Raw genomic sequence first — 21713 nt, forward strand, 5'->3', positions numbered from 1 at the left:
CAACGCCCGCTATAAATTGGCCATGCCAAAATTAACAACTACTTTCTCTTGTTTAAACGTTATAAACGGAAGTATCTATTTAGGCCAGGTTTGTTATTATAGGGTGATAACACATAACAATCAAAAGGCTGTCCCTGAGGCAGCCTTTTGATTGTTTAAATAAATTTACCAGCCCGGATTTTGTGTTAAAGCTGGATTAAGGGTAATTTGTTGCGCCGGGATCGGGTATAAATAATTTTTTTCCGAAAAATTACGCGCTGTATTGTCAAGGATCAGCTGACCGTTGGCATCTAACGCGTTGGTAGGAGCAGGCTTTAAAGGGTTTGGTCCAACATCGGCCTGTGTACCTTTAAATTTAATACCTACCGGCCACGGGCTTACAAAAGCACTGATGTTTCCATAGGCGGTACCGCCGGTGTTGGTAACCAGGTCGGTAGCGGCACTATGCCAGCGCTTAATATCGTCAAACCTGAAGTTTTCATAATAAAGCTCAATAAAGCGTTCCCTCCTGATCTCCGTACGCAGATCCAATCCGTTTGCACCTGCGAAACCATTGGTTAATGGCGGCATATTTTTATTAACACGCAGGCGCACCAAGTTGAGCGATTTGTTGAGATCGGCATCTGTTATGGCACCGTCACGTTCATAAACCGCTTCAGCATAGTTCAGCAATACTTCGGCATAGCGGATCACCGGGTAATCTTCCGACTCTTTGGTATCCGGACAGTTGCGTTCGGTTACCCATTTTTGATTGGTATAACCGCCAATCTTAACAACTTTTCCCATAGATAAAGCAATATCAGCGGCGTCATTTAGCCAGGTTACCCGGTAATTGGCGTTACCGTACCAGTAGTACATATTGTTAACCTGGATAGTGTACTTTAAACGATTATCGCGGTTTATAAATTCCGATCCGTAAGTTTCAAAACCCTGGAACAGGGGCGATTTTTCAATAGGCAATCCATCCTGGCACAAAAACGCGTTCACGTATTTATGCTGAGGCCCAATCTGCGTTCCCTGCCTGCTGATATTTGTTCCGATTGTTTTGCTCACATCATCATAACGGTACGATAAAAGGTACTCATGATTAGCAGTTTTGGTAACTGAAGCCGGGTTTGATTTTGGATTTTCGAGGATAAAAAGGTATTTCTGCGCAGAGTCGCCCAATATGGTACTATTACCGCCCAGGGCATTTGAAGCCGGGGTACCGAAAAGTGCAAATTGATTGCTGGTTATCACCGCGCTGGAAGCCGTGGCCGATTTATCGAGCAGCATATTATAACGGGCAGCATCACCGTTTCTGAATTTTTGCCATGTGCCTTCATAAAGTGCAACCCTTCCTAAAAACGCTTGCGCGGCAGGTTTGCTCACCCGGCCAAAATCTGCAGAATTGGCTAAGATGGATGCAGGCAGATTTGGTATGGCCGCTTCCAGATCGGCAACAATCAAATCAACTACCTGATCGCGTGACGCCCTGGTGCCATATAGTTCGGGCGAATCAAGGTTCAGCGTTTTGGTGATCAGCGGAACGCCGCCATAAAGCTGCAGTAATTCAAAATAACAGTAAGCTCTGAAAAATTTGGCTTCGGCAACAAACTGGCTGATACTGGCCTGATCGGTAAATGTGGCTGCCTTTTCAAGTAAATAATTGCAGTTCCTGATCCGCGAGTAATTATTATTCCAGTAACTATCACTTGCCGGCACTGTATTGATACCGGCGCCATAAACGCCACCTCCGCCAAATACATCGGCACGCCCGTCATAATGAGGGTTATCTGCAAACGAATTGTTGAAATTACGGAGATAACCATAATATTGGTTAGCAAATGTTTTAAAATCACTGGCCGACTTAAAATATGCCGGATCCGATAGCTGGTCCTGCGGTTTAAGGTTAAGTGACTTGTTGCAGGCGAACAAGCCTGTAACAATAATTATTGAAAGGATACTGAAGATCCTCCGGTAAATATTTTTCATAATCATTTCAATTAAAAAGTAATGTTTGCGCCTACGGTTACATACCTGTAAAATGGATAACGCTCGTTGCCTGCAGTGGTCCTGGTCATTTCAGGATCCCAGCCATCATGAATTTTGCTGTATTCCCACAGGTCGCTTCCCGAAATGTAGAACCTTAAACGGCTGATAGCTTTGGTGCGCTCTGTTAACGATTTTGGTAAGGTATAACCGATAACAAGGTTTTTCAGGCGTACATAAGCGCCGTTTTCAACAGACCAGCTTGAAATCTGGTAGTTGTAACCATTAATTCCATTGCTATGCAGGTTAGGGTAATAGGCATTTGTATTTTCAGGGGTCCAGGTTTTACCAACCCATTGGGTGGTTTGCGCCTGGTAAACGGCGGCAAAAGGTACGCGCCAATTATTTGCACCACCATTGGCCCTGAATATTGTCCGTTTACCTACCCCTTGAAAAATGCTTGTAAAATCAAAACCTTTCCATTGCAGGCTTAATGTCAAACCAAAAGTATAGCGCGGAACATCGCTGCCTAAATAAACAAGGTCGCCCATATCTTTTGCCGATGTACCTGTAGTAAGCTTACCATCGTGGTTAACATCAACAAAATAATTATCTCCCGGACGTAAGCCTGAGTTTTGACCCGGCAGGTTGGTTAAAGGGGTGGCTACAGGTATGCCGATAGTATTAATCACTCCGCCGGGGGCATAATAGGTGGAGTTATAGGTATCAACCTGTGCCTGTGTTTGGAAACGGCCTCCGTATTTAAGGCCGAAATATGACCCAAGCGGATAACCCTCAACGGTAGCATTATAACCCGCACCTAATGCCGGAACGCCGTTAAAATATACCAATTTGTTTTGGCTGTTGGTAATATTACCCGAAATGCTGTAAGTTACCTGCCCAACGTGGTCTCTCCAGGTTAATTGCCCTTCCCATCCCCAGGTTTTCAGGTCGCCGTTGTTTGACTGCGGCGCGCCGATACCCAAAACCGCCGGATAGGTAACACTTACCAGCATATTTTTATTCTGATTGCGGAAAACTTCAAAAGTTCCGTTTAAGCGGCCGTTTAATAGGCCGAAATCAATACCAATGTTCCGTTTAATCACTGTTTCCCAGGTCCTGTTAAGCGAAACCAGGTTTCCGGTGGTGGTAGTGGCGGTTGCGAGCGCTGAACCTAAAAGGGTATTGCTGTTCCCGACATTAAGCGATTGCAGGTAATCATAAAGGCCGATACCGCCCTGGCTGCCCGACGTAGCGTAAGAGGCCCGTAGCTTTAACTCGCTAAAAATATTTGTTTTCTTGATGAAGCTTTCTTCGCCTAAGCGCCAGCCGCCCATGAGGCTGTAAAATGGTTTCCAGCGTTTATCTGCAATAAATTTTGAAGAACCATCATACCTGCCGGTTCCTTCAAACAGATATTTGCCTTTATATGCGTAGGTAGCTCTTGCAAAATATGAACCCAGGGCGTAGTGATTGCGCTGTTCGTCGTTGGTTACAAAACCGGCCAACGAACTGCTCAGCCCCAAATTTAAAGAAGGCACATCATCGCTGCCCAAATTGTAAGTACGTGTATTAAACATATCATACTCATCCCTTTCGTAGGAGCTGCCGATCATTAATGATACGTCATGTACTTTGTTAAAGGTATTGGCATAGGTAACACGTCCTATCAGGTTATAATATTTATCATTGATATTAGCACGGAAATAGTTTTGGCTCCCTCCCGAAGTACCACCTGCCGGCGCGGTAGTCCCGGTCAGGTATTTATCATCGTATGAATAAAGGCGAACCGTTTTGGTTTGCACACGGTCATCCTGCCACCAAACGTTATATCCCGCTGTTCCGGTAAAGGTAAGGTGCTTCATAAAATTATAGGTAAGCGTTGAGTTTAACAGTGCCCGGCTATTATTTTCCAGGTTGTCGCCTCCATCCCTTAATAGTCCCGCGGGACTTGTTACTCCTCCCCATTGATATGGCCGGCCAGATTGCGTGAACATAGGCAAACCGATCTGAAATCCGTTTCCAAGCGCACTGTAACTTCCGGAAGTGTACATGGTTGGCTGCTGGATGTTGTTTTGCTCAAGCGAAATATTGGTTTCCAGTTGCACTTTATCGCTGAATCTGTAGCTGTTATTAAGTCTGAGGTTATAACGTTGATTACCGTTATTGCCTATCCGGAGCTGGCTGCCGTCATTTAAATACCCTAACGAAACACGATAAGTGTTTTTTTCTGTTCCGCCTGATACCGAAAAATTGTGTTGTGTTGAAGTAGCCCTTCCCCATATGTACTGTTGTAGTGATACATCAATAAAGTCGAGTTCCTTTACATCGAGGAATGCTGGTACAGGCAAGCCGTTATAAAATGAATTTGCAGTGATACCTCCGGTGGTGTTTCCGGGAATCTGCGATGCCAGTACCACCGTGCCTTTATTGGCCAGCGCGAAGTTGGCCAGTTGGTACCAAAGATCGGTTGTTGGCGCTACTCCATAATTATCATTTGTTCGGGCCTGAAGCAGGCCATTTGCCCACTGATCAATGTTGGTCATCTTGGGCTGAAGGCCTAACAATTTCTGAGACACAGAAGGGTCATACTGGATCACCATTTTACCTGCTTTACCTTTTTTGGTAGTGATCAGTACAACACCATAAGCAGCGCGTGCACCATATATTGAAGCCGAACCATCCTTCAAAACCGAAATATTGTCGATATCATTTGGATTGATAGAGTTCAGCTCGTTGTTATTGTTAAGGGCAACCCCATCCAAAATGACCAAGGGATCCTGTCCGTTAACGGAGGTTGCTCCGCGGATCTGAAAGTTCCAGTTTTCGCGCCCCGGCTGCGCCGAGCTCCTGGTTACCACCAAACCCGGAACCTGGCCCTGTAAATTGGCAATAGGGTTATTGGTTGGCCCGCGGTCTTCAAAAACTTTTGAGCTCACCGTGGCAATGGCACCTACCACCGACGGTTTCTTTTGTGTACCGTAAGCAACCACTACAACCTCTTCCAGATCGCTTCTTTTGCCTGATAACTGAATATTGATGACAGCGTCGTCGCCAACAGTTGCTCTACGCGTATTATAGCCCACAAAAGCAAAGGATAATTTTGCCCCCGGATTAACGGTTAGTTTGTACTTGCCATTTACATCAGTTTGGATGCCATTGGTAGTGCCCATAACCTGCACAGTTACACCAGGCAGGGGTTCCCTGGAGGTTGAATCTGTGACAGTACCGCTGATTTGACGGCTTTGTGCCGCAGCATGATAACCCATGCCTATCAGCAGCAAAAAAACTAAAAGGCACCTCGCCGAATACTTTTTTTGGTAAAAAAAACTCATAGTTCTTAAATTTTAGGTTTATGACTTAGTGTAATGATCGGCGCTATCCGCTCAATCACCATAAAGACACACACAGGGTTTTATTATACTCATTAATGAATGAGATTCTTTTTTGGGAAGGGAAGGATTTGCCGGTATAATTAAGAGATTTAGCTCAGTGATATGTTTAAGTACTACCTATGATATGATTAAAAGGTTATCATACTGAGTGATTTTACCCTGCGGCATGTGAGCAAAATTTGGTAAGGAATCAGATATTGATGACAACATCTTGTCAGTGTTCAATTTTTTAAAAAGCAGCTGTTCAACTTTTGGGAATGCTATTTTGTAATGGCTTGATTATCAACGATAGTTTGTTCAAAACACGGTTTGGTGTATTTTAACACAGATGTAAGTTGTTGATTATTAGTGCTATTTTTTTGGCGAAAAATACAAAGTGTTCACACTTTTAAAAATTGAACACCTGTGAAATGGGTAATCATCCTTATGTTTTCGAACGCTCAATACAGGCCGTTAATACTTGTTCAAGCACCGGCCGTGAAACCGGTTTGCTAAAAAAGCCGGTCACATAGCTATAGCTAAGCGCCCGCTCACGGTCTGTTGGATCGATGGATGACGAAAATACATAGAGTAGCGGTTTAACCGGCAATGCAGGGTACAGGTCCCTAAAGCCTTCAAGGAAATCCCAGCCATCAAACCTGGGCATCCTGATGTCCAGAAAAATAACATCCGGGCAGTCCGCCGGGTTGTCTGTCAATGATTTTAACGCATCTTCACCGTCGTAACTATGTGACACGGGTTTAAAATCTTCAATTCCTGCAATAAGCTTGTCCAGTATAATATGGTCAAGTTTACTGTCATCAATAAAGAGTAATCGGAACATAATTGATAATTATGATATTGTTGCATAAGTTAAGATATATTATCCGCTTTTTAAAAAAATGGATAGTATTACTACGCTCAATCTACAATTGTGAAAAGTTGTTGTAGTATTGATTAATTTATTTATAAATTATGTGTGGTACTATTTTTGAAAGTAATAGCTAAAAGGGCATGCATTTCGCTTTTGCGTATACATACCCTTTTTAGTTTTAATGATCCAGGAATATCACCGGTACCGGAGAAGCAAGCTTATAATTTGGTTAAAGCTATAATGTAGCGCTTTTTTCAACAATTACATTCCTTGCGCGCATATAGGTGGTTCCGGTAGGACCGGGTGATCCTGACGACCCTTCCATTTGGTAATCAATAATGATATTCAGGTTTTTCCCAACAAAGTTAGCGCCGGTTTGGGTGCTTTTTAAAGAACCATCTATCCAGTATTCGATGGACACGTCGGTCGCATTCGTCTTGGTCATATAAACCGAATAAGTGTGCCAGTTTCCGGGGCTGGAAATAGTTGTACCCACACTTGACCAGCCTCCGCTTGCATTTTTGTAGGTGTTTGTCCAGCAGGTTGCACTTCCTTTAAATTCCATAAAATCGCTTTCTGGTGGCCATGAGTCGGCTCCTGTTACCCAAAAGGCAGGCCATGTGCCAGTTTGTGATTCGCACTGAAATTCACCTTTAAAATGCCACTTAGGCCAGGAGTCGGTTACCACAGGTACTGTCTTGGCATAAACTGTCCCTGAGTAATAATGGATCGGTAAATATGGATCTTTATTGCTGTTGCCAACGCTGCCGCTTGGCGCGCTGGTTAGTGTAAGCACTCCTCCGGAAACTGAAATATTTTGAGAGCGCATACGGGCAGACCCATTATGATCAGATCCCCATGGATACAGGTCATTCCAATAAGTGCTGTACGAGCTAAAGGAGGTAGAAGGAATAACATTTACCCATGATACCGTATTAGTTGCAAGATGACTGGCTGAAGTATTTGCGGCGGAATTGGCGGTAGCTGCATTATCTTTTCTACATGCAAAAAACGATGTAATCACAATAAATGCAATTAAAATAAAAGTTAAATTTTTCATAATAAAGATTTTTTAGGTTAATAGGTGTGCTTCTCCCGATAGTTAATGAGAGTACTGGTTAATTGGTAACACAAATTAACATACTTAAAATCCCATGGATAGGGGGCAAAACTGGAATTTATGGGGGGTATTATATATTAATATTATAATATAACGATACGATAAAGCGATTGGAGAGAGTGCCCCGAAATGCCCGGAAATGAAAAAGGTTGTTTTCGGGATGAAAACAACCTTTCAGAGCTTACTGTCGCCGGTTATTTCCAGATAGATCTCAATCCGGAAATGCTGATATTGTTAATGGCTAATTTTTCGGTGGTTTTAACTGTAAGGTTGTTGAAATCTTCGGTTGGGAAATAGATTGCAGTCATGGTGGTTAAGCCTCCGTCGGCAAATAACTCTACTGATGATTTGTCGACTACTAAAATGAGGTCGGAATTTTTAACAGCGCTTAGCCGCGGAGCCGTAAAACGGCCGGAGAAATTCTTTTGGAAATCCATTTTTCCGGCTTTGGTACGATCTATATAGTATTCATCTTTGGCAGGGTCATAACCAATAAGCAGTTCTTCACCTTTAGTGTTTGACAGCCCGATGCTATAATCTTTTAAGGTAGCAAAGCTCAATTTTAAAACATACCGGCTTTTGAGCTTATTAATTTTTGAAGTAAGATCAAGAGACCTGTTAACCACGGGCTGCTTTAACACAATTGTTTTTTCTTCAATATTTTTTAGTTCATTCACCGGTTTGGATACCAATAAAATTTGGCCTTTGCTTTGTTTCAGGCTAAGCTCACGTGGAATGGTTGCAGCATTGCGCCAGGCCTTTGTGGGTACTTGGTTGGCATATTGCCAGTTGCTCATCCACCCTAAAAATATTTTACGGCTGCCGGTATTGCTCCAGGTAATGCCTGCATATTCGTCGGGGCCGTAGTCAAGCCATCTTGTATTTGAATCAAGGGGGCTAAATTTGTTCCCGTCAAAATTTCCCACAAAGTATTGCGTTGCCGAACCGCCGTTAGGCCCGCCGGGATTAAGGTTTACGATCAGGATCCAGTAGGTTTTTCCGTTCATTTTTAGCGGGAACAGATCGGGGCATTCCCATACACCACCGTGCGCACCTGCTTTGATGCCGAACTCACTTTCTTTTTTCCAGTTTTTCAGGTCAGGGGCCGAATAGAAGGAGATATGATCTTGAGTTGCAAGGGTCATTACCCATTTTTTCTCCGGGCCATACCACATGACTTTGGGGTCGCGGAAATCCCGGATTCCGGGGTTTTTTAAAACCGGGTTGCCGCTGTATTTAGTCCATGTGCCGCCACCATCCAGGCTATAGGCAAGACTTTGGTTTTGAAACTTATCGGTACCGTCTTTTTCTCCTTTAGGATCATGATGGGTGAATATGGCTACCAGGGGTATTTTGCTATTTTTACCAAAACCGGTTGTATTATTGGAATCGACAACAGCGCTACCAGAAAAAATATATCCAAGGCTATCCGGATACAATGCGATAGGTAACTGTTTCCAGTGGATTAGGTCTTTACTTTCCGCATGCCCCCAGTGCATAGGTCCCCATACAATGTCTTTAGGATAATACTGGAAAAATAAATGATAAGTATGGTTATAATAAACCATACCATTTGGATCATTCATCCAATGTTGGGCCGGCGAAAAGTGTACCTGGGGGCGATGCTCATCGGCATAAGGTTTTGGGGAGGAATCCTGGGCCTTACAAATACAATTTAAAGCAATAAGGAGGGGCAGTATTAATGTGCCGCATTTTGTTTTCATAATTTAAGCTTTTAATAGGTTATACATTTGGCAGGGTATGCAAAAACTTATGGTATTTGGTATAAAAAAGGGAATCCCGGCCTAATAATTCAGGCCAGGTTTCCGTTGTTTAATTATAGTTTAATAGCCAGGGTTTTGTTTATATAAGCCATTGGTGAAGGTAATCTCCGATTGCGGAATCGGGAGGTATTCATCTCTTCCGGCAGTAAATTTAGCCGTTGCTAAAAATGGTCTCCTAACTTTTTCAACGTTAATGTAGTCGTTTAAAGTTTTTTCTGCAATGCCCCATCTAACTAAATCAAAGAAACGTGCCCCTTCGGTAGCAAATTCCAATCGCCTTTCCCATTGTAAAGCCTTGCGGGCATAGTCCTGTGTCCAGTTTGCCGGGTTATAGGGTTTTACATTGTAGGATGAAGGGAAAGTTCCATCCAGCTTTTTAAGCCGCCCTGTACTGGCTGCAGCCCTGTTCCTGATTTGATTAATTAATGGCAGCGCACTTGCCTGTTGCCCTAACTCAATATAAGCTTCGGCCTGCATTAATAAAACGTCATCATACCTGATGATATCATAATTTTTTGCCGAGCCCATAAATGGTCCCAGTTTAAAATAAGATGCGCTTGTAGCTAATTGCTGGTTACGCATGGTATGAAAGTTGCCATAAACTCCCGGGTCGCGCACCCAGCTATTGCTGAATGGTTTGGTATTATCATATTTATACGGATGCCCGTCAATGCCAACAGTATGGTCTAACCTGGTGTCGACGGTAACTTTTGACAGATCGGCTATGCTGTTATTAAATGTATCAAAGTTAGGTAAACCATTGGCATCAGTTGTATAGGCATTTACTAAATTCTGACTTGCAGCATGGAACCCGCAGCAGCCATATTGAGGTGCCCCGTGCGGATAGTTTAAGCCATCTTCAAAATTTAAACGCCCGGCGGTAGTACCATCATTGATAGTAAATTGTATGGCGAATACTGATTCGGGCCCGTTCTCTGTTTCGGGTAAAAAGTTATCAGCAATATCCGGGCTTAGCGAGTATTTGCCAGATGCTATCACCGCTTGTGTAAGCGTAACAACTTCCTGTAGCCTTGTTTTATTGATATTGATTACATGGTGTTTATCATCCTGCTCATAGGCCTGGTACAATCTTAATTTAGCTAAATAAGCCTGTGCATTTACTTTATTGGCCCTCGCTAATTCAGGTTGTTTAGCCGGCAAATTATCAACTGCATATTGAAAATCATCGGCAATTTTATTCCATGAATCGTCATTTGATAAAGTGTTTGAAACCTTCAGGATGTCGGCAGGAGTTGCGGTTTCATCAAAAATAGGGATGTTTTTGTATAGCAATTTCATGGTAAAATAGCTATGTGCCCGCAAAAACCTCAATTCGGCCAAACGGACCTTTTTGTTTGGGAATTCAGCATCCGAAAGGGAGTTAACTGCCCTAATTGCCACATTTGCCCTTGAGATAGATTTAAACAAATTTTTCCAGGTGCGTGACACAAACGAATCCATCGAGGGCGTTACCAGGTTGTAATGTTCCAAAGCGTCAACTTCGCCAACATCGCCTGTACCGCCGCCGCCCTTATAAGCGTCATCTGAACGAACGCTGCCATAAGCCCAGTCGCTGTATATAGGCCCTATCATATCACCGTTTCCAATAGCTGCATAGGCCGCGGTTACCAAACCTTCAACGGCGGCCGGTGATTTTAAATCTGAAGGAGATAATACACCCTTTGGAGTATAATCTAATGCTTTTTTACAGGAACTAAAAATTATTAGCCCCGATAAAATAGTTGTTACTAATATTTTCGATTTCATATTGAATGATTTTTTTCGTTAAAATGATGCATTGACGCCAAAGCTGAAGATCCGTGGAATTGGGATAGGGTTGAGGTCAATCCGCTCAGGATCGGGGCTCAGGTACTTGCTGCTTTTTACAGTAAAGATGTTTTCGGCCATGGCAAACACCCTTAACCTGGTAAATACAGCTTTAGGTAAAATGGTATATCCAAGTTGAAGGTTCCTTAATTTGAAATAAGAGGTGTTTACAATAAAATAATCAGAAGTACGGCCTTCGTTGTTATTGTCTTTTAACGTTAATGCTGGTACATTGGTGTTGGTATGCTGCGGTGTCCAGCCATCAAATACGCCGGGGCCAACGTTTTCGCGGCTGTGCATCAAATTGTTAAACAGAGTATATACGTCAAACCCCTTTCGGCCGGCAACACCTGATCCGAATATGGAGAGGTCGAATTTTTTATAGGTGAGATCAATTCTTGCGCCGTACTCTAAAGCCGGTAAAGTAGTACCTATCCATGTTTGATCGTTGGCATCAATTTTTCCATCGTGATTGATGTCTACATAGCGGATCCTGCCAGGACCGGCGCCGATTTGCGTTGGGGCAGCATCAACTTCGGCCTGTGATTGGAAAAGTCCATTGGTTTTATAACCAAATATATCAAACTGTGAATGCCCTATGATGGTATTGTCTATATTGCCCGGGTAAGCTGGTCTAACGTTCTCCGGTAAATCGGTGATCTTATCCCTGAAATGAGAGAAGTTTAAAGTCACATTGTAATTAAAATCTCCTGACCGTTGGCCGTGGTAGGTTACTAAAAACTCCCAGCCTCTATTGGTTTTTGATGCACCGTTAACGGTTTTAGATTGTCCTTCACCAAGTGCGGATGCAACCGGAGGAGTAATCAGGATGCCGGTGGTTTTCCGGGTAAAATAATCGAATGAACCCGAGATTTTGCCGTTTAATATAGCAAAGTCTAACCCCGTGTTTAGTTCGTCGGTTGTTTCCCATTTAAGAGCAGGGTTTGCTGCCTGGGTCTGAACAAAGCCTGATGGCAGCGCTCCTGTATTGGCGCCGGATAATGAATATGCGGTACCAACGTTCATATATTGTTCCCAAAAGCCTGGCGTAAGTTGGTTTTGGGTGGTGCCGTATCGTGTGTTATAAAGCAAGTAACGCGAGAGGTCGCCAATTTCCTGGTTACCTACCCGGCCTACGCCGGCCCTTAATTTAAGTTCAGAGAATATACTGCTGTTTTTCAGGAAGTTTTCCTGGTCTATTTTCCAGCCGATTGAGGCGGAAGGGAAAATACCATATTGGTTGTTGGTACCGAACCTTGATGAACCGTCGCGCCGAACGGTAGCCGACACTAAATATTTGCCTGCATAATTGTAATCAAAACGACCGAATTGCGAAAATAAGCTATTACCTATTGACCTGCCGGTAACAATGGTATTTCCTGTGCCGGCATCCAACGTAAAATAATCTTCTGTTTGGATTGTATATCCCTGTTTTAAGGTTGTTTGAAAATCAGTGAAGGTTTTAATATACTCTGTACCAACTAATATTTTAAAATGATGCTTGCTATTCAAATCATAGCTGTACCTCAAAGTGTTAGAAAGTGTGGTGCTTAGGTAATGGTTCTGATCAAAAAATAAGCTGTTGGTAGTGCGATTTAATGCACCCTCCGAAAAAGTTGGTGTAATTACTTTGCTCAGGTAGTCTGCATTATCGGCACCATAATTTGACCGGAAGTATAAATTCTTAATGGGCTGTACTTCTAAAAATACGTTGCCGAATGTGTTTAACCTGTTGGCGTTATTCCATTTGGCAAGGTCCTGCATGTGCAATGGGTTGTTCCTGTCAGAGTAGCCAGCCCCTGATTCGCCGGCGTAGGTTACACCATCTTTTTGATAAACGGGGATAGTGGGCGCCAGCGTAACTGCCAGAAATGGGGTCGAGGCACCACCCAGATCGTTAGTGGTAAGGGTTTCGTTTGAGTTGGTGATTTTTATATTGACGCCGAAGGTAACTTTGCCATCAAAAGGCCGCGTTATGGCATTAATGCTACCGGTGGTACGTCCGTATTTGGTAAAGCGCACAAGGCCGGTGTTTTTGATGTTTCCAAAATTTATTTGGATAGAAGAGTTTTTATTACCTACCGAAGCCGTAAAATCATTATTATAGACAAAAGCTGTTTTATATAATACGCTTTGCCAGTCGGTATCGCCGGCGGGAGTGTTGGGGTCGCCGCCTACAAACGGTTTAGGCGTAACGCTGTTTAAAACAGGGTTACTGAAATTATTATTCCAATCAAAGCTATAGATCTCTCCATAACCCGCGGCGGGGTCCTGCCCGTCGTTAACTGAAGCTTGCCACAAGGCCCTACCTCTGTCTACCGAGTTCAGCATTTTAAACCGTAACGATTTTTCGGACTGGATTGAAGTACTGTTATTGAACTGGAACTGTACCTTACCCTCGGTGTTGCCGCCGTTTTTTGTGGTAACGATGACAACGCCGTTAGACGCGCGTGAACCATAAATTGATTCGGATGAGGCATCTTTTAATACCTGAACTGATGCAATATTTGAAGGCGACAGGTTTTGAAATACCTCTGGCCTGGTGGTAGGGATCCCATCAATAATATACAGCGGGTTATTGTTGCCCAAAGTATTGGCCCCCCTAATCAGGATCCTGCTGGTTGCACCATTGGCCGAGCCATCTTTTTCAATATATAAACCCGCAACCCGGCCCTGTAATGCCTGCATGGTATTTCCCGAACTATTGTTTTTTACCGGCGCTAAATCAACAACCGCAACCGCGCCTGTTAAATCTTTCTTTCTTTCAGAAGTGTAACCGGTTACAACTACTTCATTCAGCTTGTTTTCCGCGTCTTTAAATACTACGTCAAGTGTTTTGGTATCCGCAGTGATAGTAACCAGTATTGGTTTGGCACCTACATAAGAAAACCGCACCGACTGACCGTTTTTTACGGCGATACTGAACTTTCCGTTTGCATCTGATAGTGTTGATTTTTGGGTTTCAACAACCACTATAGTAACTCCGTCTATAGGTTTCGAGGAGTTATCTAACACAGTCCCGGTAATGGTACGGGATTGCGCATATCCTTCACTTATGAGCAGTATAAGGAAAGAACAAATAAGTAATAATTTTCTCATTGATTTTTGTTTAAGAGTAATTGGTTTGGTTAAAACATTTTGTTTATAAAGTCTTGGTATTCTTTAATTTTATAATCCGGGCAACCTCCTTTCTTTGTTGCAATAAAACCGCCCATCGCTATTGCATTTTTTAATAAAATTTCTGGTGATTCGCCACGGTAATGGTTGGCTATGAATGCCGCTAAAAAGGAATCGCCGCTGCCTATGGTATCCCTTACTTTCACCTCACGCCCGGCAATGTGATAGGCTTTATCTTCTTTATAATAAGAAGCGCCGAATTCGCCTTTGGTAACTATGATCTCAGGGACGTTAAAATGATCCTGGATAAATTTGATCTGTTCCGATTCCTTCCAGAATGAACCCCTGAACAGGCCCTGCACCATCTCAAGCTCGGCCTGGTTAAATTTTACGATGTTGGCTTTGTGCAGCAGATCGGCCAGCAGGTCACGGCTTATAAAGGGCGGCCTCAAATTAATGTCGAATACTTTGATAGCATCGCTTTCCAGCAGCTCAAACAAGGTGTTGCGCGATACGTTGTTCCTTGACGCAAGGCTACCGAAAACGAAATAGGTTGAAGGCCTGATCTGTGTTTTGATGTGCTCGCTGTCATTAATAAAATCCCAGGCTACAGGAAAAATAATCTCGTAGGATACCTCGTTGCCATTATTCATTTTGGCTATCACCTGGCTGGTTGGGTGTTCGGAATCTGTTTGCAGCAGGTGTTTTTTTATGCCCCAGTCGTCGAGCAGGTTTTCAAGCTTTTGGCCATCGGCATCATTACCAATTTTACTTACCAGGCTGGTGGGTATACCCAGTTTATTAAGATGGTATGAAACATTCAGCAAAGCACCTCCGGGTTGGGGGCCATCCGGCAAAACATCCCAAAGTATCTCGCCATAGCAAATGGCCGGCGTTATGGTATTTGTGTGTAGGTTCATCATAGCAGATCTTGATTAATGCATTACCATGTTAGTTTCAATTTGCTCCAGCGATCTGCCTTTGGTTTCGGGCATCAACCTCCACACAAAAATTAACTGGCATATCATCATGGTGCCGAAAAAGGAAAATGTTATTGTGCCGCCAAGCTTTTCGGCGAAATACGGAAAGGAGAAAGCGATCAATGCAGCCATGATCCAGTGGGTTGAGCTGCCCAATGTTTGGCCCTTGGCACGTACCTGGTTTGGAAATATTTCCGAAATAAATACCCAGATAACGGCACCCTGCGAAAACGCAAAGAATGCAATGAACAGCATCATATAAGCGGGAACGGCAAAGCCACTCATGTGCCCCGAGTAAAAGGTATAGGCTACCAGGAACAGGGAAATGATAAGGCCAACCGAGCCAATAAGCATCAGGATCCGGCGGCCTACTTTATCAATAATATTAATAGCAGCAAGGGTGAACACAAAGTTGATTGCCCCAAGGCCCACTGTTGACAATAACGATGAATGGGCGCCCAATCCGGCCATTTCAAATATGCGCGGCGCATAATAAATGATAGCATTGATGCCCGAAACCTGGTTGAAAAATGCAAACAGCACGGCCAGTATAACAGGGGTTTTATATTGCCCCGAAAAGAGGCTGCCGCTTGAAGCCGTATCATTTAAGGTTGAATTTTTTATAGATTCCAACTCCTCATCGCAGTTGAGCGGGTTAATGATCCGTAATATGCCGAGCGCTTTTGCCATTTCGCCTCTTTTCAGGATCAGCCAGCGCGGGCTTTCAGGTATAAAGTAGATCAGCACAAAAAACAACGCTGAAGGAAAGGCTTGTACACCAAGCATCCACCGCCATGAAGTTTCGCCAACCTGGCTTATCAGGTAGTTGGACAGGTATGAGATCAGTATCCCCAATACCACATTAAACTGAAACAGGCCCACCAGCCTGCCACGACGGTCGGCAGGTGAAACTTCTGAAATATAGATAGGTGCCGTAACTGATGAAATACCAACGCCGAGGCCGCCCAGTAACCTGAAAACCAGGAACACATACCAGCTATCAGCCAGTGCAGTACCCAATGATGATAGCAAATACGCGGCAGCTACAAAGTAAAGCGTGTTTTTGCGGCCAAAAAGGTCTGAAGGCCGGGCTCCTAACAATGACCCGATGACTGTTCCTATTAGTGCGATAGAAATCGTGAACCCATGCTCCACTACGGATAGGTGCCAGAATAGCTGGATAGATTTTTCAGCGCCCGATATTACAGCGGTATCAAACCCGAAAAGGAAGCCACCAAGGGCCACGACCATGGACCAGGCCAGGACGGAGTGTTTTCTCATAATAATTATAAAAGGTGTTATATTGGATTTATTGAGGCCAAAGTAGGGTAATGGGCCATGTGAGGGTTATTGATTTTGTATCAATAAAGTATAAAAATCAATCTTGTTTTATCTTGTTGGTTTTCAGTTAGATAAAATAAAAAATGCGAAATTTGAAATTGAAATATTCGTTTATGTTACCTGTTACTTTCAATTTGGTTACATCACTCCGGTTGTGAGGTAGGTTGCCCGGCCCTATAAATTTGTTTTTCAGGAACGTTTATAGATATCTTTACTTTGTTTAACCCTAAAAGGGAAAAAATAAACCAATAATTAATCCTGTTTTATTACCTTTTTCTTCCAAATAATCTGAGCTTATGACCTTGCTTAATAAGTGGCATGCAAAAAACATACGGACCGGTATCCTACTGATCGGTTTTATGATACTTATTGCTGCCGGTTGTAAGCGGGCTGATAAAACATCACAGTATACGATAGGGTTTTCGCAATGTATTGGTTCTGATCTCTGGCGTCGCACGATGCTTGATGAAATGAGGATGGAACTTTCATTACACCCCGACGCCCAGTTTATTTATGCCGATGCGGACGGTAACAGCAGCAAGCAGGTTGAACAGGTGAAAAAAATGCTGGATGATGGTGTCGATTTGCTGATCATATCACCCAATGAAGCGCAGCCCCTCACCGGGATAGTGGAACAAACGTACAATAAAGGTATCCCGGTAATTGTGATCGACCGTAAAACATCATCAGCTTTATATACAGCTTATGTTGGTGCGGATAATTACCAGATAGGTAAAATGGCGGGTGAATATACAGGTGCTCTTTTAAAGGGAAGGGGGAACGTTGTAGAAGTTATGGGGCTGCCCGGCTCGTCTCCGGCTATTGAAAGGGACCGCGGCTTTTCTGACGGGTTAAGGAAATACACTGATATTAATATAACCGACAGGATATATGGCGATTGGTTAAAGGATAGTGCTAAAAAGCAATTGACCAGGATTGCACCTGTTATAAAAAATGCAGATGTAATATTTGCACATAACGACGTAATGGCCCTCGGAACGAGAGAGGTGCTTGACAACTTTAAAATTCATGGCACCAAAGTGTTGGGCGTTGATGCCTTGCCCGGGCATGGAGGTGGCCTGCAAATGGTTGCTTCAAAAACTATCAATGCCAGTATGCTATATCCTACAGGGGGTAAAGAAGCAATTATGACCGCTTTCAGGATCTTGAATAAAGAGTCGTTCGCAAGGGAAAACCTGCTACAGTCGGTTGTTATTGATTCTGCCAATGTACAGTTAATGAAAATGCAATGGAGTAAGATCAGCAGTCAGCAGAAAGATATTGAACGGCAACGATCATTACTGACAGAGCAGCGTGAGGTGTACAACAGCCAGCAATTGGTTTTAAATGTAATTGTAATGTCGCTGGTGTTAGCTATTGTTTTTGGCGGTCTTGCATTTTACTGGCTCATGGAAAACCGGAAGATCAACAAAAGCCTGGAGGCAAAAAATAATGAAATTCTGCAGCAGCGTAACCAACTGATCGAGATGTCGGCAAAGGCTGAAGTAGCTACGGAGGCTAAATTGCAATTTTTCACTAATATTTCTCACGAATTCCGTACGCCGCTCACACTTATCCTCTCGCCAGTAGAAGATATGATGAGTAATGAAAAGCTAAACCTGGTTGCAGGGAAAAGTCTGAAACTGATCCATAAAAACGTATACCGTTTGCTACGCCTGGTTAACCAATTGATCGAGTACCGTAAAATAGAATATGATAAACAACAGATCAATGTATCACCCAATAATATTGTTGAATTTGCCAGGGAGATCATCACCAGCTTTCAGGAAAATGCCCAGAAGCGTAACATCAGTCTGAGCCTGGTAAGCGATGAGCAACAGATAATTGTTTGGTATGATGTTAACCTGTTAGATAAGGTGTTTTTTAACATCATAGCTAACGCGCTGAAATTTACCAACGACAATGGCCGTATCCAGGTTAGTTTCAAAAATAGAGATGACAATTCTGTTGATATTGCCATCCAGGATAACGGGATCGGTATGGAGCCGCAGGACACTACCCATGTATTTGAGCAGTTTTACCAGGCGGAAAACAGCTCTTCAGGAGGATCTGGATTAGGGCTCGCGCTGTCAAAAGAAATTGTGTCCCTGCATCATGGCAGTATAGAAGTTAGGAGTAAAAAATGGGAAGGAACTACTTTTACCATTAACCTGCTGTTGGGAAATAGTCATTTTGACCAAACTGCACAGGAGCACGCTAATGCAAAACAAACAGGTATTGAAGAGCGGGCAAAAATTTATGTTACAGACCTGGCAGCACCTGTTACATTAACGGATGAAGGGCAAATATTCGGCACGCCCAGGGAGCAATCCATATTGATCATCGAAGACAATAAAGACCTGCTGAGCTACCTGAGTGAAAAACTGGGAGTTACTTATGAGATATTTACAGCGGATAATGGCACAAGCGGATTAAATGAAACCTTTGAGCGTGTCCCGGACCTGATCATATCTGATGTGGTATTACCGGGGATGTCTGGCAAAACTTTAACAGTAAAACTGAAAACTGATGTCCGTACTTCGCACATTCCTGTAATTCTTTTAACGGCACAAGGCAGTGTTGAACAACAGATAGATGGGATTACCTGCATGGCCGATGCCTACATTGTTAAGCCGTTTAACTTTGATTATTTACTCGCTACCGTGAAGAATTTGATCAAAAGCCGGGCAACACTCAAAGAACATTTTACCAGTGATGTAAGTAAATCAACTGTGCCTGTCTCAAAAGCCCTCGACAAAAAATTCCTGAATGATTTTGCCGGTATTGTAGAACAGAATTTAGCGAATGAAAACTTTAGCGTTGATGAAATATGTAAACTGATAGGAGTTTCAAGGATCCAGCTTTACCGAAAGGTTAAAGCGTTGCTTGGCTGCAGCATCTCCGATTACATATTAAACCGCCGGCTAAAAAAAGCGAAATATTTGTTAATGAATGAAGGGTATCCGATATCTGAAATAACTTATATGGTGGGTTTCTCTACACCAAATTATTTCTCCACGGTTTTTAAAGCAAAATATGGCTGTACGCCAAGCGAGTACAAACGCAAGCAACAGCATTCATAAGTTTTATTTTCTGATAATTAACGAAGGAATAAACGTTAGCTATTGTATAACAAAGTAACATCGCATGCACGGTGCTTAAAACTTTTTTTGCCAATCCCTGTTATTCCTGCATCGAAACAGCCTGTTGAGTTTTCAATGATTGGATAAGATGTATAAACCACACATCTAAATAAAACCGGATATTCACTGACAGGGCAAAAGAAGATAGCTTTTCATGAAAAACAACTTATTACCTGACCTCTTCACCTTAACTGCCATTTTTGAGGGAATGGAAGATGCGGTATTGAGCCACGATCTTGACTATATTATTTTAAATTGTAATCCGGCTGCTGAAAAAATGTTTGGCTGCCCGGCCCCGGTGTTGTTAGGGCAGAACATCCTTACCCTGATCCCCGAAAGTGTCCGTCAGGAACAACTGGCTATTCTTGAACGTGTATGGTCAGGTGAAAGAATAAATCACTTATATACTGTCCGCAGCAGTAAGCTACAGATTGATTTTCCGGTATCACTTACTATTTCGCCAATAAGGGATGAACAGGGGGAAGTAATTGGAGCATCTCACATTATGCGTGATGTGACCCACGAAAAAGAGACAGAAGAGAAGCGAGGCATGCTGGCTGCAATTGTTGAAAATTCTGATGATGCCATTATTAGCAAAACCCTTAACGGGATTATCACTACCTGGAACGGTGGTGCCGAAAAGATATTTGGTTACCAGGAAAGAGAGACTATCGGTAAACATATATCTATTCTTATTCCTCGCGACAGGCTTTCCGAAGAAGATGTTATCATTGAAAACATCAGGAACGGTAATAAAGTTGATCATTTCCAAACCGTTAGGCTGCACAAAAATGGAAGCGCCATTGATATATCCCTTACTGTTTCACCGGTAAAGGACCGGCATGGAACCATTATTGGCGCATCAAAGATTGCCAGAGATATTACAGCCGCAAAGAAAGCCGAAACGGCCATCCGACACCAGGCGGCAAAACTGAAGATCCTGAATACTATAGGGAAAGCCATTTCAGAGAAACTTGATACCGAATCTATCCTGCAAAAAGTAACGGATGCCACTACACAGATTACCGGTGCCGCTTTTGGCGCATTTTTTTATAATACCATCAATCAGGACGGCGAAGCCTATATGTTGTACTCTTTGTCGGGCGCACCAAAAGAGGCATTTGAAAATTTCGGAATGCCCCGGAATACAGCAGTTTTCCATCGCACATTTAGCGGTGAAGGCGTACTAAGGGTAGATGATATAACGAAAGACCCCAGGTATGGACGAAATGCACCGCATTTTGGAATGCCCGAGGGGCATCTGCCGGTAGTAAGCTACCTGGCCGTGCCGGTTATAAGCAGTTCAGGCAATATTATTGGTGGCTTATTCTTTGGTCACCCGGAAGCCGGGGTCTTCATGCAAGAGCATGAAGACATCGTGGTTAGCCTGGCTTCCCAGGCGGCAGTGGCACTCGATAATTCCAGGCTGTTTACAGAAGTAAAGGAGCTGAGTCAGAAAAAAGATGAATTTATCGCTTTGGCTTCCCATGAATTGAAAACACCTCTCACTTCTATGAGCGGTTTTTTACAACTGCTGGAACGAAAGGTAATTGATGTAAACCGGCCTTTTGTTGCAAAAGCAATAACCCAGTTAAAAAAGCTGAATGCCCTGATCAACGACTTGTTTGATATCTCAAAAATCCAATCCGGAAAATTGCAGTTTTATTTTGAAGAATTTGATTTTACGGGGCTTATCAAAGAAAACCTTGAAGCTATCCGAGAAGCATACACATCACATGAAATTTATTTTGACGAAAGCGGAGAAATGATTTTAGAAGGGGATAAAATGAGGCTGGATCAGGTGCTAACCAACCTGGTCACCAACGCGATCAAATATTCGCCGGAATCTGATAGAATTGAAGTATCAGCAAAAAGGTCAGAAACGGAAATTCAGGTATCTGTTAAAGATTATGGTATGGGCATCAATGAGGAAAATATCAGCCACATATTCAGTCAGTTTTATCGTGCAAAAGATGTAAACAGGAGCATTACTGGCCTGGGCTTGGGGTTATACATTACCAAAGAGATCATTGAACGGCATGGGGGCCGCATTTGGGTGGAAAGTGAACCCCGCATGGGATCGACTTTTTTCTTCGTGTTACCGCTAAAAAAACGAAGCAGCGTTAATGGCCACCTCCAAAAAAAAGAAGAAGAAAAGGTTTTGAAGTTATAGTTTTTCCCT

The 21713-nt window shown here is 43.1% G+C and carries 11 protein-coding genes; 2 read left to right on the forward strand and 9 right to left on the reverse strand.

Annotated elements, in window-relative coordinates; all coding sequences use genetic code 11:
* Window positions 1-165 precede the first annotated feature (165 nt).
* The 9 genes from FHW88_RS21475 to FHW88_RS21515 all read right to left on the reverse strand — a co-directional run bounded on the left by FHW88_RS21475 (window position 166) and on the right by FHW88_RS21515 (window position 16328).
* Entirely contained in the window at window positions 166-1974 is a 1809-nt protein-coding gene (locus FHW88_RS21475; RefSeq protein ID WP_176627867.1) for a RagB/SusD family nutrient uptake outer membrane protein, read from the reverse strand.
* 11 nt (window positions 1975-1985) lie between these two features.
* Window positions 1986-5306: a SusC/RagA family TonB-linked outer membrane protein gene (locus tag FHW88_RS21480; RefSeq protein WP_176627868.1), complete on the reverse strand. Its 3321-nt coding sequence runs from the start codon at window positions 5304-5306 to the stop codon at window positions 1986-1988.
* A gap of 484 nt (window positions 5307-5790) precedes the next feature.
* The gene (locus tag FHW88_RS21485; RefSeq protein WP_176627869.1) at window positions 5791-6189 is read right to left on the reverse strand and encodes a response regulator; all 399 of its coding nucleotides are present in this window, start codon (window positions 6187-6189) and stop codon (window positions 5791-5793) included.
* 265 nt (window positions 6190-6454) lie between these two features.
* A complete protein-coding gene (locus FHW88_RS21490; RefSeq protein WP_176627870.1) occupies window positions 6455-7279 on the reverse strand; it encodes a family 16 glycosylhydrolase in 825 nt (274 codons plus the stop codon).
* Between the two features lie 254 nt (window positions 7280-7533).
* Window positions 7534-9063, reverse strand: coding sequence for a glycoside hydrolase family 32 protein (locus FHW88_RS21495; protein ID WP_176627871.1), 1530 nt, complete (start codon window positions 9061-9063; stop codon window positions 7534-7536).
* A 120-nt stretch (window positions 9064-9183) separates the two neighbouring features.
* Entirely contained in the window at window positions 9184-10890 is a 1707-nt protein-coding gene (locus FHW88_RS21500; RefSeq protein WP_176627872.1) for a RagB/SusD family nutrient uptake outer membrane protein, read from the reverse strand.
* An 18-nt stretch (window positions 10891-10908) separates the two neighbouring features.
* Window positions 10909-14049 carry a SusC/RagA family TonB-linked outer membrane protein gene (locus tag FHW88_RS21505; protein ID WP_129571645.1) on the reverse strand — a complete coding sequence of 1047 codons (3141 nt, stop codon included), beginning with the start codon at window positions 14047-14049 and terminating at the stop codon, window positions 10909-10911.
* A gap of 29 nt (window positions 14050-14078) precedes the next feature.
* Window positions 14079-14990, reverse strand: coding sequence for a carbohydrate kinase family protein (locus tag FHW88_RS21510; protein WP_176627873.1), 912 nt, complete (start codon window positions 14988-14990; stop codon window positions 14079-14081).
* 12 nt (window positions 14991-15002) lie between these two features.
* Window positions 15003-16328 carry a sugar porter family MFS transporter gene (locus FHW88_RS21515; protein ID WP_176627874.1) on the reverse strand — a complete coding sequence of 442 codons (1326 nt, stop codon included), beginning with the start codon at window positions 16326-16328 and terminating at the stop codon, window positions 15003-15005.
* Between the two features lie 419 nt (window positions 16329-16747).
* Here FHW88_RS21515 and FHW88_RS21520 point away from each other — a divergent pair, with 419 nt between their 5' ends.
* The gene (locus FHW88_RS21520; RefSeq protein WP_218117267.1) at window positions 16748-19471 is read left to right on the forward strand and encodes a substrate-binding domain-containing protein; all 2724 of its coding nucleotides are present in this window, start codon (window positions 16748-16750) and stop codon (window positions 19469-19471) included.
* A gap of 214 nt (window positions 19472-19685) precedes the next feature.
* Window positions 19686-21704: a PAS domain S-box protein gene (locus FHW88_RS21525; RefSeq protein ID WP_176627875.1), complete on the forward strand. Its 2019-nt coding sequence runs from the start codon at window positions 19686-19688 to the stop codon at window positions 21702-21704.
* The last annotated feature ends 9 nt before the right edge of the window (window positions 21705-21713 follow it).

The organism is Mucilaginibacter sp. SG538B (assembly GCF_013376065.1).
Lineage (GTDB): Bacteria > Bacteroidota > Bacteroidia > Sphingobacteriales > Sphingobacteriaceae > Mucilaginibacter > Mucilaginibacter rubeus.

Bases quoted from the DNA above. Each gene is read 5' to 3' on its own strand.
- FHW88_RS21475 (WP_176627867.1), bottom strand. From the start codon at position 1,974: ATGAAAAATATTTACCGGAGGATCTTCAGTATCCTTTCAATAATTATT.
- FHW88_RS21480 (WP_176627868.1), bottom strand. From the start codon at position 5,306: ATGAGTTTTTTTTACCAAAAAAAGTATTCGGCGAGGTGCCTTTTAGTT.
- FHW88_RS21485 (WP_176627869.1), bottom strand. From the start codon at position 6,189: ATGTTCCGATTACTCTTTATTGATGACAGTAAACTTGACCATATTATA.
- FHW88_RS21490 (WP_176627870.1), bottom strand. From the start codon at position 7,279: ATGAAAAATTTAACTTTTATTTTAATTGCATTTATTGTGATTACATCG.
- FHW88_RS21495 (WP_176627871.1), bottom strand. From the start codon at position 9,063: ATGAAAACAAAATGCGGCACATTAATACTGCCCCTCCTTATTGCTTTA.
- FHW88_RS21500 (WP_176627872.1), bottom strand. From the start codon at position 10,890: ATGAAATCGAAAATATTAGTAACAACTATTTTATCGGGGCTAATAATT.
- FHW88_RS21505 (WP_129571645.1), bottom strand. From the start codon at position 14,049: ATGAGAAAATTATTACTTATTTGTTCTTTCCTTATACTGCTCATAAGT.
- FHW88_RS21510 (WP_176627873.1), bottom strand. From the start codon at position 14,990: ATGATGAACCTACACACAAATACCATAACGCCGGCCATTTGCTATGGC.
- FHW88_RS21515 (WP_176627874.1), bottom strand. From the start codon at position 16,328: ATGAGAAAACACTCCGTCCTGGCCTGGTCCATGGTCGTGGCCCTTGGT.
- FHW88_RS21520 (WP_218117267.1), top strand. From the start codon at position 16,748: ATGATACTTATTGCTGCCGGTTGTAAGCGGGCTGATAAAACATCACAG.
- FHW88_RS21525 (WP_176627875.1), top strand. From the start codon at position 19,686: ATGAAAAACAACTTATTACCTGACCTCTTCACCTTAACTGCCATTTTT.